Below are 13080 nucleotides of genomic sequence, written 5' to 3'. Positions count from 1 at the left end.
TGATTTTTTGGCATCTCAGTACGCATGTGCGTCCATCATGGCCCAGGCTGGGCAAGGGCAGCAGGGAAAATTGACACGGGCTGGTTCGGCGCGAGCCGGACCTGGGCGGCCAGCAAGGGCTCAACCAAAGCGCCCCACAAACCACTGAACGCAAGGATGTTGTGGCCGTCCTGCCCTGCCTGCGTTGGGAGTGCGTGGAAGCTCCCTCGTCCTCCGGCAGCCACGAAAGCGTCGAAATTCCTGTGGCTATGGGCCAGGCTATAGAACGGGTCGTGGTCCGCGTACAGCCAAAGTGTGGGCCCGGCGAAGCCAGCGCCTCTCGTGGCAAGCCCGCCATTGATCTCGTCGGCCGTCGCCTGCTCATCCACCCAGCCACCGACAAAATTGAGGACGCCTTGGAACAGCCCCGGCCGGCCCCCCGCAGCAGCCAGCGCCAGAAAGCCGCCACGGGAGTGTCCGCCGATCAGCAGGCGATCACGGTCCACATCGGGCCGCTCCAGCAGGTGCGCCACGGCGCACTCCACGTCGTACAGGGCATGCTCGAAGCCTGCCAGCGCGCATTCGGGCCGATGGGAATACCCCGACCCATCGGGCTCCAGGCCCTCGGCATACACGCCGTCGGACTTGCCGCGCCCCCGGCGCTGCGGAAATACGACCATCCAGCCCAGGTCAGTGAAAAACCTGGCCAGGGCCGGGCTGGTCACGGTGGTGGTGAACGAGGCAGGGTCATCGCCCATGCCAGTAGAGCCGTGGTTGAAGATCAGTGTGGGGAAAGGCCCCGGGCCCAAGGGCTTGTATGTCACCATCTCCAAAAGGATGGGCCGCCCGTCCTGGTCCAGCGCCCCCGTGGGCAGATACTCGCTCACCCGACGTCCGCCAGCGCCCTGCTGCGTGAGCACACCGGCCATGCGGCCTGCTGCATCGCGCCAGAGAAGCTCCACCACATCCGGGCTCCGCATCCTGAAGTGGACGATGGCACCATCCAGCAGGTTTGCCTGGAGCTCACCTTCGTGCCAGACGGCCCCTACCCGTTCGCTCTGCACCCCCCGGCGCGCCGAGGCGCGTACACATACAACGGTTGCGCCGCTCAAAGACACCTTCTCGACAATCAGCCTGACGTCGCTTGTGCGCCCCTGGTCCGCCCATCCCGACCAGGCACCGCACCACGCGGTCATCGAGGCCGGCAGACCGGGCGGGGGAGATTCAATGCACACGTCCGGCGGCACGATGGCAGGCACGGTGCTCTCGGACGGCTCCGGTTCGAGCGAGGCCATGTAGGCCGGCCATGCCGTCGCCACGCGTTCTTGATGGGGGTTGAACGTGGTCACAGGTGGGTCATGCAAAGCGAAGCGCTACTCTACCCGGCCTCGCACCTGCCCTCTGAACCCCCAGTTGTTCTCCAACCCCACATTCACCGCCTTCCCTCCGTCCTCGAACTTCAGCGTGACCACGGTGACCTCGCCATCCGCCACCGAGCGCGAGATGAGTTGGAACGATTGCGCATCGAGCCAGTGGCCCTTGATGGCGATGAGCGCGGGCCCCTGTGGGGCGGTGCGGTACTTGCCGTCCAGGCCCAGCGGGCCGGCCACCGGCTCGCGCGGCAGATCGGGGCGGCTGCTGTCGAAGGTGACTTCGTAGCGCGGGTTGGCGGGCGTGAGGTCGAGCACCAGGCGCTGGATGCCCATGCCGTTGCGCTCCAGCAGCCAGGCCTTGCGCGAGATGGTGGCGGCCAGTTCGGGCGTGGTGGTGGGGGTGGCGCTGGGCTTTTCGACCCCGGCGTCGCGGATGCGGGCGGCCAGTTGGTCCTGCGCGGTGGAATTGGCAGGCAGGGGCTCGCGCGAGCGCGCGACTGCGGTGATGTGGTCGATGAACGCGGGCAGCGGGTAGTTGCGCCGGCCCGTCACGGCGACGACCACGTCGATATCGGGCAGCACCACGATGAGCTGGCGGTTGAAGCCGGCTGTGAAGTAGGCGCGCTTGGACGGGATGCTCCACCAGCCGTTGGCGTATTTGAAGGCAGGCGCTGCGCTGCCAAAGCCCATATCTACGGTGGGATGGAAGACCTGCTCCACCCAGGCGGCGGGCAGCAGCTGGCGGCCGTTCCACTGGCCCCGACGCAGGTACAGGTAGCCAATGCGCGCCATGTCGCGCGGGTGCAGGTACAGGCCCCAGCCGCCGACCTCCAGGCCCTGCGGGTCCTTGCGCCAGCGCACGTCGGTGATGCCCAGGGGGCCGAACAGGCGCTTTTGCGCATAGGCCAGGGTGCTGCCACCGGTCTTTTGCGCCAGGATGGCCGAGAGCAGGTGGGTGTTGCCGCTGTTGTAGTTGAAGCCCGCACCGGGCGCCTGGGCCATGGGGCGGTCGAGTACAAAGCCCTGCCAGTCGCGCGCGCGGCCCAGCTGCAGCATGGTCTCGGGCACGGCGTCGCTGAGCGGCTCGATCCAGTTCAGGCCCGAGGTCATGTCGAGCAGGTGGCCCAGGGTCATGGCCTTCTTGGAGGCATCGGCGTTGGCAACCTTGCGGTCGGCAAAGAAGTCGAGCACGGGCGCGTCGCGCGAGGCGATCAGCCCGTCCTGGATGGCCATGCCGGTGAGCGTGGCGACCACGCCCTTGGTGGTGGAGTTGACGGCGTGCTTGAGCCCCTCACGGTAGGGGGCGTAGAAGGCCTCGGCCACCAGGCTGCCGTGGCGGGTGACGAGCAGGCTGTCCATGCCCTGCGCGGCGCCAAAATCGACGAGCTTGGCCAGTGCGGCAGAGTCCATGCCCTGGGCCTCGGGCGTGCTCTCGGCCCAGTCGTCACCAGGCCAGAGGGTGGTGGCGGTGGTGGCGATCGATGCAGCCGATGCGGCGGGCGCCGCTGCGTCCTGCGCGACTGCGGCGAAGGGAGCAGCTGCGGTGGCCAGCAGCGCGGCCGTGGCCTGCCTGCGGTTGATCGCTGCGGCGGCGGATTGAACCGTCGCCTTGTCGTGCCTGTGCATTGCCATTGCCAGCTCCCTCGGTGTTTGTTGTGCAGGAATCATATGCGTCTTGCGGTACGGGCTAGGCCCTCCTTTTGGGGGAGCGTGGCCGCTTCTCCACAGCGAGTGGAGATGGTGGCACCAGGCCTTCGCAGGCTGCGCGCAGCCACACCAGCACGGTATTGAAGGCATCCCCATCGTCCACGGCCGCGCGCGGCGCCATGAGCTGGTAGCAGCTGCCATCGGCCACAAAGCCGCGCGGCGCGCACAGCACGCCGCTGGCCAGGTCGTCGGCCACCAGGGCCAGCGGGCCGATGGCCACGCCAGCACCGGCCACGGCGGCCTGCAGGCTTTGGTAGAAATGCTCGAAGCGGATGGCGCGCGTGGGCTGCAGCGGCGTGTGGGCCAGCGCGGCCCAGCTGTCCCAAGCGCCCGGCCGCGTGGCGGTATGCAGCAGCACGCCCTGCAGCCGGGCGCCTTGCTGCGGCCAGAGGGTGGCGGCCACATCGGGGCGGCACACGGGGCCGATGTGCTCGTGCACAAAGGGCTCGGCCACCACATCGTCGGCCAGCGCAAAGTCGTTGCGGCGGATGGCCAGGTCGATGCCGTCGCGCTCGAAGTGCACCACGCCGCCGGCCGACACCAGGCGCAGCTCGCGTTGCTCGCCGATGGCGGCCTGCAGTTGCGCCAGCCGCGGGATGAGCCAGCGGATCAGCAAGGTGGGCTCGCACGACAGCACCAGCGGCCGGCCCGGCCCTGCGCTGCGGCGCGCACGGGCCAGGGCCGCGCGCAGGCGGTCCAGCGCGCCGGCCACATCCTCGGCCAGCACCTGGGCGGTGGGCGTGGGCACTACTGAGCGGCTGCTGCGCTGGAACAGGTCAAAGCCCAGATCGCCCTCCAGCTCGCGCACGGCGCGGCTCACCGCTCCGTCGGTCAGGTGCAGCTCGCGCGCAGCACGCGACACGCTGCCGTGGCGCACCGTGGCCTCGAAGGCGCGCAGGGCGGACAGCGGGGGCAGGCGGGTGTCTGGAGACATGGTTCCAATGATTGAGTCTGGCTCAATCATGCATGAGATCAAATCGGTTTTCTCGTAGCGCTTCCCCAGGCACAGTGTCGGCATTGCATTGATTGATTCTCAAGAGTTCCGATGACAGCGACGACAACCACCAACACCCTCCCCCTGGCCATCACCATGGGCGACCCGGCGGGCATCGGCCCCGAGATCATTGCGAAGTGGGCAATAGGGGCGATGGGGGCCCTGGCGGGCAAGCGCCACGTGCAGCCCTTTGTGGTGCTGGGCGACGTGGGTGCCCTGCGGCGCGCGACGGCGATGGTGGGCGCTGCGCTGCAGGTACATACCGTGGGCGATGACCTGCATGGGATGCGCGAAGCACTGCAGCAAGGCGCCCTGCCCGTGTTGCAGGCCTGCGCGCCGCTGCCGGCCGACCTGCCCATGGGCCGGGTGGACGCCCGTGCCGGCGCCGCCGCCCATGCCTGCGTGCAGCGCGCCATCGACCTGGCGCTGGCGGGCAGCGTGGCCGGCATCGTGACCGCGCCGCTGCACAAGGAGGCGCTGCGCGCCGCCGGCGTGCAGCACCCCGGCCACACCGAGATGCTGGCCGAGCGGGCAGGCACCACCGACTTCGCGATGATGCTGGCCAACGGCGAGCTGCGGGTGCTGCTGGTGTCCATCCACCTCTCGCTGCGCGATGCGATTGCCGCCGTGACGCCCGAGAACGAGCTGCGCGCCATCCGCCTGGCGCACCGTGCCTGCCGCGCCTATGGCATTGCACACCCGCGCGTGGCGGTGGCGGGGCTCAACCCGCATGCGGGCGAGGGCGGGCTGTTCGGCCATGAAGACCGCGACACCATTGCCCCGGCCATTGCCATAGCGCGTGCCGAAGGCATCGACGCCACGGGCCCCTGGCCGGGGGACACGGTGTTCATGCGTGCGCGCCAGGGCGCGTTCGACATCGTGGTGGCGCAGTACCACGACCAGGGCCTGATCCCCGTGAAGTACCTGGGCGTGGACCAGGGCGTGAACATCACCGTGGGCCTGCCCTTTGTGCGGACCTCGGTGGACCATGGCACGGCCTTCGACATCGCGGGCACGGGCCGGGCCGATGCAGCCAGCCTGGCGCATGCGGTGCAGCAGGCGCAAGCCATGGCGGCGCATTCCATTCCAGCCACCGCCACGGCCGTGCCGGAATTCATCTTCATGCTCACCCGGCACGACCAGACCATCACCGACGCCCTGGAGCAGTTGCCCGCAGTGCTGGCCGCCGGGGTGCGGCACATCGGCTTCAAGGACATCGGCCTGCCCTGGGTCGCGCTGCAGCACCTGGCCGATGCCATCCGCGCGGCCGGCGCCGTGAGCTACCTGGAGGTGGTGAGCCAGGACGAGGCCAGCGAGCTCGCATCGGCCCGCGCCGCCGTGGCGCTGGGGGTGGACGTGCTGATGGGCGGCACCCGGCCCGAGGCCGTGCTGCCGCTGCTGCACGCCACCCCCATCCGCTACTACCCGTTTGCCGGCCAAGTGGTGGGGCACCCCAGCGTGCTGCAGGGTACGGTGGCAGACGTGGTGGCCAGCGCGCGCCGCATTGCCGCCCTGGAGGGCGTGCATGGGCTGGACCTGCTGGCCTACCGCTTTGCGGGCGATGCAGCCGACGTGCCCGCCCTCATGGCTGCCGTTTGCGCGGCGGTGGGCAAGCCGGTGGTGGTGGCCGGATCGATCGACCGGGCCGAGCGCATCAGTGCTGCGGCGGCGGGCGGCGCCGCCGGCTTCACGGTGGGCACGGCGGCGCTCGATGGTGCCTTTGGCGCCGACGGGCCAGGGCTGGAGGGGCAGTTGCGCGCCATCCAGGCCCTGCGGGCAGCGGCTTCGCTCACGCCTGCAGGCGCCCCAACAACCGCGCCAGCCCGCCCTTGATGGCATCGAGCTCGCCAGCGCCCACCAGGGCAGCCCACTGCGCCTCGGTGCGGCCACCCGCAGCCATGGCGAGCGGGCGGATCTGCTGCCCCCGCGCGGTGAGGAACACCAGGCGCGAGCGCTTGTCGCTGGGGCTGGGGCGCCGCTCCACATAGCCGAGCTTTTCCAGCTCGTCCACCGTCTGCGCCATGGACTGCTTGCGCACGCGCGCCAGCAGCGTGAGCTCGCTCACGGGCATGCCCTCGGGGGGCACAAAGGTGAACACGCTGGCATGCGCCGCGCGCACGTCGCCAAAGCCGGCCTCGGCCAGGGCCTCGTCCACCGCGCCCGCGAACTGCTGGTGCAGCAGGCGCAGCAGCACGCCCAGCGATCCGGGGGTGGCGACGGTGGCAGTTGCCGAGGGTGTCGATGGGTTCATGGCAATATTTGACAGGCACCTGTCCAATTCAATAAACTAGACAGGCACCTTACCACTTCTCCAGGAATTTCCCATGCCCACCGTTTCCGTTCTCGATTCGCAGATGCACTACGAAGACACCGGCGCCCTTGCGGGAGACGCCGGCCCGGCCTGGGTCTTCCTGCACGGCAACCCCGCCTCGTCGCACCTGTGGCGCAAGGTGTTGCCGCGCACGCGGGTGCTGGGCCGCTGCCTCGCACCAGACCTGATCGGCATGGGGCAATCGGGCAAGCCGGAGATTGCGTACAGCTACGACGACCACGCACGCTACCTCGCGGCCTGGTTCGATGCGCTGGACCTGCAGGATGTCGTGCTCGTGGGCATCGACTGGGGTGCATCGCTCGCCTTCGACTGGGCACGCACGCATGCACACCGCGTGCGCGGCATCGCGTTCATGGAGACCATCGTCAAGCCCATGGCCTGGGCGGATTTTCCTGCAGCGGCGCGGCCGCGCTTCGAGGCGTTTCGCACGCCGGGCCTGGGGGAGCAGTTGGTCATGGAGCAGAACCAGTTTCTCGCCGGGTCACTCACGGCCACGGTGCTCACGCCGCTGTCTGCGGCCGACCGCGCGGTGTACGAGGCGCCCTACGCCACGCCTGAAAGCCGGCGCCCGCTGCTGGCCTGGCCGCGCGCCATGCCGCTCGTAGGGTCGCCCGCGGACGTGGTTGAGCGGGTGCAGGCCTATGGCGCCTGGCTGGCCGGCTCGGCCGATGTGCCCAAGCTGCTGCTCACCTTCACCGGGTCGCCCACGCTGATGATCGGCCCGGCCATGGAGGCCTGGTGCCGCGAGCACATCGCCAGCCTCACGGTGCAGGCCTGCGGCGACGCCGGCCACCTGGCGCCCGAGGACCAGCCTGGGCGCATTGCCGATGCGCTGGTGGCCTGGGCCGGTACCGCCCTGCCTTCGCCTGCCACTACTGCTTCTGGATTCCCGCCTGCTGGATCACATCGCCCCAGCGCTTGATCTCACGCGCAAAGAAGTCGGCCTGCGCCTGGGGCGTGCCGCCGCTGGCCTGCACGCCCAGTTGCAACAGCCGGGCCTTGACCTCGGGCGCGTTGAGCGCGGCATTGGTCTCTTTGTTCAGGCGTGCGATCACGTCGGGCGGCGTGTTGGCCGGCGCGGCAAAGGCGTTCCACGAGGCCACGTTGAACTGGGGCGCGCCGCTCTCGGCCACGGTGGGGATGTTGGGCAGCGCGGGCGAGCGCTTCTCGCCCATCACGGCCAGGGCATGGAGCGTGTTACCCGAGATCTGCGCCAGCACCGGCGCCAAAATCTCCACGCCCGCATCCACCTGCTCGCCCAGCAGCGCGCTGACCACGGCCGAGGTGCTGTTGAACGGCACGATGGCCACATCGATGCCCAGGCTGCGCTTGAACAGCTCGGCCGCCAGGTGCTGGGTGCTGCCGATGGCGATGGTGCCGATGTTGAGCTTGCCGGGGTGGGCCTTGGCGTAGGCCAGCAGCGCAGCGATGTCCTTGAAGCGCGACTTGGCGCCCGTGATGAGGGCGATGTCGAAGCTGCCCAGCATGGACACCGGCGTGAAGCTCTTGACCGGGTCGAACGGCAGGCTCTTGAACAGGCCCGCGCTCACCGCGTTGCCGTTGGACATGAGCAGCAGCGTGCGGCCATCGGGCGCCGCCTTGGCCACAGCGTCGGCCGCAACGATGCCGCCCGCGCCGGGCTTGTTGTCCACCACGATGGGCTGGCCCGTGGCCTCGGTCATCTTCTGCGCCACGGTGCGCGCCGTGAGGTCGGCCACGCCGCCGGGGCCAAAGGGCACGACCAGGCGGATGGGGCGCTTGTCGACCTGCGCACCGGTCTGTGCCGCCACGCCCATGCTGGCGGTGGCGGCGGCCAGCAGCAACAAGGTCCGGCGCTCAGGGATCAAAGGAAAAGTCATGCATTGCACTATGACAAAAACCGGATTGTGCTGCCACCCCGCCCGCACACTGGGAGCTATGCCCCATCGGCATGGGTACCCCGGATTCCTCGGACCGTAAGGGGGACACTGGCGCGGGCGATACCATTGGGGCTTCCGATCCCCGCATTCGCCCCTTTCCCCATGAAAAACGCCACCGAATTCGCCCCCGGCCTTGTTGTCCAGGGCATAGCCGCCCCGCTGTCCCTGTCGAGCTACAAGCTCATTGCCTTCGACATGGACTCCACCCTGATCAACATCGAATGCGTGGACGAGATCGCCGACGCCGCCGGCCGCAAGGCCGAGGTGGCCGCCATCACCGAGGCGGCCATGCAGGGCATCATCACCGACTACAAGGAAAGCCTGCGCCAGCGCGTGGCCCTGCTCAAGGGCGTGACCGTGGCCCACATGGAGCAGGTGTTCAGCGAGCGCCTGCGCTTCAACCCCGGCGCCAAGGAACTGGTCACTGCCGCCAAGGCCGCAGGCCTGACCACGCTGCTGGTCTCGGGCGGCTTCACCTTCTTTGCCGACCGCGTGAAGGCGGGCCTGGGCATTGATTTCGCGCGCTCCAACATGCTGGAGGTGCAGGATGGCCTGCTCACCGGCCGCATGCTGGACCAGGCCTGGGGCGACATCTGCGACGGTGCCGAAAAGCGCCGCACGCTGCTCGAAGTGGCCTCGCTCATGGGCATCGACCCATCGCAGGCGATTGCCGTGGGCGACGGCGCCAACGACCTGCCCATGATGGGTGCGGCCGGCCTCTCGGTGGCCTACCATGCCAAGCCCACGGTGCGCGCACAGGCCAAGGTGGCGATCAACGAAGGTGGTCTCGACCGCCTATTGGAAGTGCTGCGCTGATCGCCACTCAAAAAGCTCTTCTGGCGTCGTTGCTCCGTCTTGCCGTACTGGCGTACTGTCTGCGACGGAACGCCTAGCCAGAACCGCTGCGCTGAGCTTTGTGAGCGGCTCGACAGTGATCGAACCATCAACCAAAAGACATTGATGCGGCCCACCACCGGCATTCACGCCCTGCCCCTTCGCGCCTGGCAATCGCTGTGCCGGGGCTGGCGCCAGCACCTGGGCACTTTGCTGCTGGCCGTGCTGGTGGTGGCGGGCGTCGATGCCTGGCGCACGCGCGACCTGCCCACAGGCCCCGCGCCCGATGCGGCCATCACCCTGGCCGATGGCACCACCACGACGCTGGACCAATGGCGCGCACAGCACCCCGACCGCGCCATGGCCCTGCATTTCTGGGCCGACTGGTGCCCGGTGTGCAAGATCGAAGAGCCCTCCGTTGCAGCCCTCTCGGCCGACTGGCCCGTGCTGGGCATTGCCATGCAATCCGGCCCCGCCGCCCGCGTGGCCCAGGTGCAGCGCCAGCGCGGCATGCCGTGGCCTACGGCGGTGGACCCGCAGGCCGAGCTGTCACGCGCCTGGGGTGTGCGCGTGGTGCCGGCGCTCGTCGTTGTGGATGCGCAGGGCCAGGTGCGCTTTGCCACCACGGGCTACACGCCCGGCTGGGGCATGCGCTGGCGGCTGTGGTGGGCGCAGGTGCTGCCCCGCTGGAGTGCCTTGGCGAGCTGAACGCGGCGCCCGGTCAGCGGGGCACCGGGTCGGCCATCTGCCGCGCCTCTTCCTGCACCCACTCCATGAAGGCCAGTTGACCCGGTGTGGCCGGGCGGTCCTTGTCGGTGCACAGAAAGTAGCCGCGCGCGGTCGATACCGGCAGGTCGAAGGGGATCACCAGTTCGCCGCTTTGCAGCTCGCGCTCGATCAGGCAGGGCTGGGTGATGGCGATGCCCACACCCTCCTTGGCCGCGAAAATCAAGTTCATGCTCAGGTCGTAGCCGGGGCCGAGTTTCAGCTCGCGCTGCAGGCCGGCGGCATTGGCCCAGCGCGCCCAGTTGTCGGGGAAGTTGGTGTGGTGCAGCAGCACCTCGCGCGCGAGGTCGGCCGGGCGCTTGAGGCGCGGCGCCACCTGCGGCGCGCACACAGGGATGATGTCGCGCCCCATGAGGTACGTGGCCTGCAGGCGCGCGGGCCAGCGCCGGCGTGGGCGCTTGACGTCGATCCACACGTCGACATCGTCGCGGCTGAAATCCTCGTCATGGCGGAACTGGCGCATCTCGATATCGAGGCCCGGGTGCCGGGCCTGGAAGCGCGGCAGGCGCGGCAGCAGCCACTTGGTGCCCAGCGTGGGGATGACCGACAGGCGCAGCTTGCCCGGCGCGCGCGGCGCCACGAAAAGCGCGGTGGCCGATTCGAGCGCCATCACATGCCGCTCGGTCAACTGGCGCAGCTGGCGACCGCGCTCGCTGAGCAGCACGCCCTGGGGCGAGCGCTCGAACAATCGGCAGTCGCCCAGGTGCTGCTCCAGCCGCTGCACGGCGCGGCTCACGGCCGCCTGGGTCACGCACAGGTCCTCGGCCGCCTGGCGAAAACTGCCCAGCCGGCACACGGCCAGGAAGGCATGGAGTTCGACCAGGGAGGGGGAGCGCAGTTTCATGGATGCGGAGCGGGAGGGTGATGACATTGTGTCATCACGGACCACGATTTTGTCGTTTGATGCACAGGCTGGCAATGCCTAGCATTCGCCCATCACCACCCACTGCCCGCCACCACCATGACACTCGACCGCCGCCAGTTCCTCACTTCCACCGCCGCCGGCCTGGCACTGCCGGCCTTCGCGGCCGACGCGCCCTACCCCACCCGCGCCATCAACCTGGTGGTGCCGTTCACGCCTGGCGGTTCGGTCGATGTCTCGGGCCGGCTGATCGCCGACCGCCTCTCGCGCAGCCTGGGCCAGCCGGTGGTGGTGGACAACCGCGGCGGCGCGGGCGGCGCCATCGGCTCGACCTATGTCGCCAAGGCCGCGCCCGATGGCTACACCCTGATCGTGACCTCGCAGAGCACCCACGTGGTCAACCCCGCGATGAATCCGAAATTGCCCTATGACGCAGTGAAGGACTTCGCGCCCATCACCCTCATCAGCCGCCTGGCCAATGTGCTGGTGATCCATGCGGGCCTGCCGATCAAGACCTTCGACGAGCTGGTGAAGTACGCGCGCGCCAACCCCACGGCGCTCAACTACGCCAGCGCGGGCACGGGCTCGGTGTCGCACCTGAGCATGGAACTCTTGAAGAGCCAGGCGAAGTTCCCGATGACCCACATCCCCTACCGCGGCGCGGGCGTGGCGCTCAACGACCTGCTCAGCGGCCAGATCCAGCTGACGTGGAACAACCTCTCGTCCAACCTGTCCAACATCCTGAACGGCAAGCTGCGTGCCCTGGCCGTGGCAGCGCCCGCACGCGTGCCGCAGCTGCCCGACGTGCCGACCTTTGCCGAGCTCAAGCTTCCCGACCTGAACCTGACCTCGTGGAACGGCCTGGCCGCACCCGCAGGCACGCCCGACGCCATCGTGCAGAAGCTCTATGCAGCCACCCGCAAGATCGTGACCGACCCGGCCAACCAGGCCGTGTGGGTGGACAAGGGCATGATGGTGCCCCAGGACATCACCCCGGCCGCCTACCGCAAGGAGATCGCGGAGCGCATCGCCTTCTACCAGCGCATTGCCCGGGACAACAAGATCGAGCTGGACTCCAATTGATGACGATTACGAACCTGCTGCCTGGGCTGACCCGCATCGACGACCTGGCGCCCCAGCAAGACGAACTGGCCGGATGGCGCCGCCACATCCACCAGCACCCGGAGCTGGCCTTTGCCGAGCACCGCACCGCCGACTTCGTGGCCGGCAAGCTGCAGCAATGGGGCTATGACGTCACCCGCGGCATCGGCCAGACCGGCCTGGTGGCGCAGTTGCGCGTGGGCAGCGGCAGCAAGCGCCTTGGGCTGCGCGCCGACATGGATGCCCTGCCGATCCAGGAGGAGACCGGCCTGCCCTACGCCAGCAGCGTGCCCGGCTGCATGCACGCCTGCGGGCACGACGGCCACACGGCCATGCTGCTGGGCGCGGCGCGGCGCCTGGCCGCCACGCGGCGCTTTTCCGGCACGCTGAACCTGATTTTCCAGCCGGCAGAGGAGCGCGGCTTCGACAGCGGCGCCAAGGCCATGGTGGCCGATGGGCTGTTCGAACGCTTTCCGTGCGACATGGTGTTTGCCATGCACAACCACCCGGGTGCGCCGCAGGGCCACTTCCTCATGCGGCCCGGCGCCTTCCTGGCCGCCGGGGACCGGGTGTTCATCACCATCACCGGCGTGGGCGGCCATGCCGCGCGGCCCCACCTGGCGGTGGACCCGCTGGTGGCGGCGGCCGCCACCGTGATGGCGCTGCAGACCGTGGTCTCGCGCAATGTGGACCCCAACGAATCGGCCGTGGTCACCGTGGGCCGGCTGCGCTCGGGCGACGCGCTCAACGTGATCCCGGGCGAGGCCGAGATCGGTGTCAGCGTGCGCTCCTTCAGCCCTGCCGTGCGCGCCCTGCTCAGGGAGCGCATCACCGCCCTGGTGCATGCCACGGCCGAGGGCTATGGCGCGAAGGCCGAGATCCGCTACATCGAAGGCTACCCGGTGCTGGAGAACGATGCCGCCGCCGTGGCGCTGGCCGGCGAAGTGGCCACCGAGCTGGTGGGTCCCGAGCGGGTCGAGCGCGATTTCACACGCATGATGGGCAGCGAAGATTTCGCCTACATGCTGCAGGCCTGCCCCGGCGCGCTGGTGCGCATCGGCAACGGCCCGTCGGAGGGCGGGCGCGGGCTGCACAACCCGCGCTACGATTTCAACGACGGCAACCTGCCGGTGGGGGCGGCGTTCTGGAGCCGGTTGGCGGAGCGATTCTTGGCCTGAATCACCACACCGCCG

Annotated in this window: 11 protein-coding genes and 1 pseudogene; 6 read left to right on the top strand and 6 right to left on the bottom strand. The window is 69.2% G+C overall.

Annotation, left to right across the window (positions count from 1 at the left end; translation table 11 throughout):
* Nucleotides 1-35: 35 nt before the first annotated feature.
* The 3 genes from AC0IZS_RS20595 to AC0IZS_RS20585 are packed head-to-tail and all read right to left on the bottom strand — an operon-like array spanning nt 36 to nt 3993.
* Nucleotides 36-1328, bottom strand: a complete 1293-nt coding sequence (locus AC0IZS_RS20595) for an alpha/beta hydrolase family protein (RefSeq protein ID WP_471637317.1) — start codon at nt 1326-1328, stop codon at nt 36-38.
* 24 nt (nt 1329-1352) lie between these two features.
* Nucleotides 1353-2984 (bottom strand): serine hydrolase domain-containing protein, encoded by a 1632-nt coding sequence (locus AC0IZS_RS20590; protein ID WP_471637316.1) that lies wholly within the window; start codon nt 2982-2984, stop codon nt 1353-1355.
* 55 nt (nt 2985-3039) lie between these two features.
* A complete protein-coding gene (locus AC0IZS_RS20585) occupies nt 3040-3993 on the bottom strand; it encodes a LysR family transcriptional regulator (RefSeq protein WP_471637315.1) in 954 nt (317 codons plus the stop codon).
* A 111-nt stretch (nt 3994-4104) separates the two neighbouring features.
* Between AC0IZS_RS20585 and pdxA the strand changes: the two are divergent.
* A pseudogene (gene pdxA / locus AC0IZS_RS20580) lies at nt 4105-5124 on the top strand (4-hydroxythreonine-4-phosphate dehydrogenase PdxA); the annotation flags it as partial.
* Between the two features lie 718 nt (nt 5125-5842).
* On the opposite strand, the gene AC0IZS_RS20575 reads toward pdxA, so the two are convergent.
* A complete protein-coding gene (locus AC0IZS_RS20575) occupies nt 5843-6304 on the bottom strand; it encodes a MarR family winged helix-turn-helix transcriptional regulator (protein ID WP_471637314.1) in 462 nt (153 codons plus the stop codon).
* A 73-nt stretch (nt 6305-6377) separates the two neighbouring features.
* Here AC0IZS_RS20575 and AC0IZS_RS20570 point away from each other — a divergent pair, with 73 nt between their 5' ends.
* Nucleotides 6378-7307, top strand: coding sequence for a haloalkane dehalogenase (locus AC0IZS_RS20570; protein WP_471637313.1), 930 nt, complete (start codon nt 6378-6380; stop codon nt 7305-7307).
* On the opposite strand, the gene AC0IZS_RS20565 is transcribed toward AC0IZS_RS20570, so the two are convergent.
* Entirely contained in the window at nt 7258-8244 is a 987-nt protein-coding gene (locus AC0IZS_RS20565; RefSeq protein WP_471637312.1) for a Bug family tripartite tricarboxylate transporter substrate binding protein, read from the bottom strand. The genes AC0IZS_RS20570 and AC0IZS_RS20565 overlap by 50 nt on opposite strands.
* 162 nt (nt 8245-8406) lie before the next feature.
* Here AC0IZS_RS20565 and serB point away from each other — a divergent pair, with 162 nt between their 5' ends.
* A complete protein-coding gene (gene serB / locus AC0IZS_RS20560; RefSeq protein WP_471637311.1) occupies nt 8407-9120 on the top strand; it encodes a phosphoserine phosphatase SerB in 714 nt (237 codons plus the stop codon).
* A gap of 144 nt (nt 9121-9264) precedes the next feature.
* Nucleotides 9265-9846 carry a redoxin domain-containing protein gene (locus AC0IZS_RS20555; RefSeq protein ID WP_471637310.1) on the top strand — a complete coding sequence of 194 codons (582 nt, stop codon included), beginning with the start codon at nt 9265-9267 and terminating at the stop codon, nt 9844-9846.
* 13 nt (nt 9847-9859) lie between these two features.
* On the opposite strand, the gene AC0IZS_RS20550 is transcribed toward AC0IZS_RS20555, so the two are convergent.
* Nucleotides 9860-10768, bottom strand: a complete 909-nt coding sequence (locus AC0IZS_RS20550; RefSeq protein ID WP_471637309.1) for a LysR substrate-binding domain-containing protein — start codon at nt 10766-10768, stop codon at nt 9860-9862.
* Between the two features lie 117 nt (nt 10769-10885).
* On the opposite strand from AC0IZS_RS20550, the gene AC0IZS_RS20545 reads away from it, so the two are divergent.
* Nucleotides 10886-11869, top strand: coding sequence for a Bug family tripartite tricarboxylate transporter substrate binding protein (locus AC0IZS_RS20545; RefSeq protein ID WP_471637308.1), 984 nt, complete (start codon nt 10886-10888; stop codon nt 11867-11869).
* Complete coding sequence (locus tag AC0IZS_RS20540; protein ID WP_471637307.1) at nt 11869-13065, top strand: M20 aminoacylase family protein; 1197 nt, start codon at nt 11869-11871, stop codon at nt 13063-13065. The genes AC0IZS_RS20545 and AC0IZS_RS20540 overlap by 1 nt, the downstream gene beginning before the upstream one ends.
* Nucleotides 13066-13080: the final 15 nt, after the last annotated feature.

This window comes from Acidovorax sp. AC410 (assembly GCF_979253235.1).
Note: the sequence above shows the minus strand (reverse complement) of the source record. Positions and strands in the feature narration are given on the sequence as shown.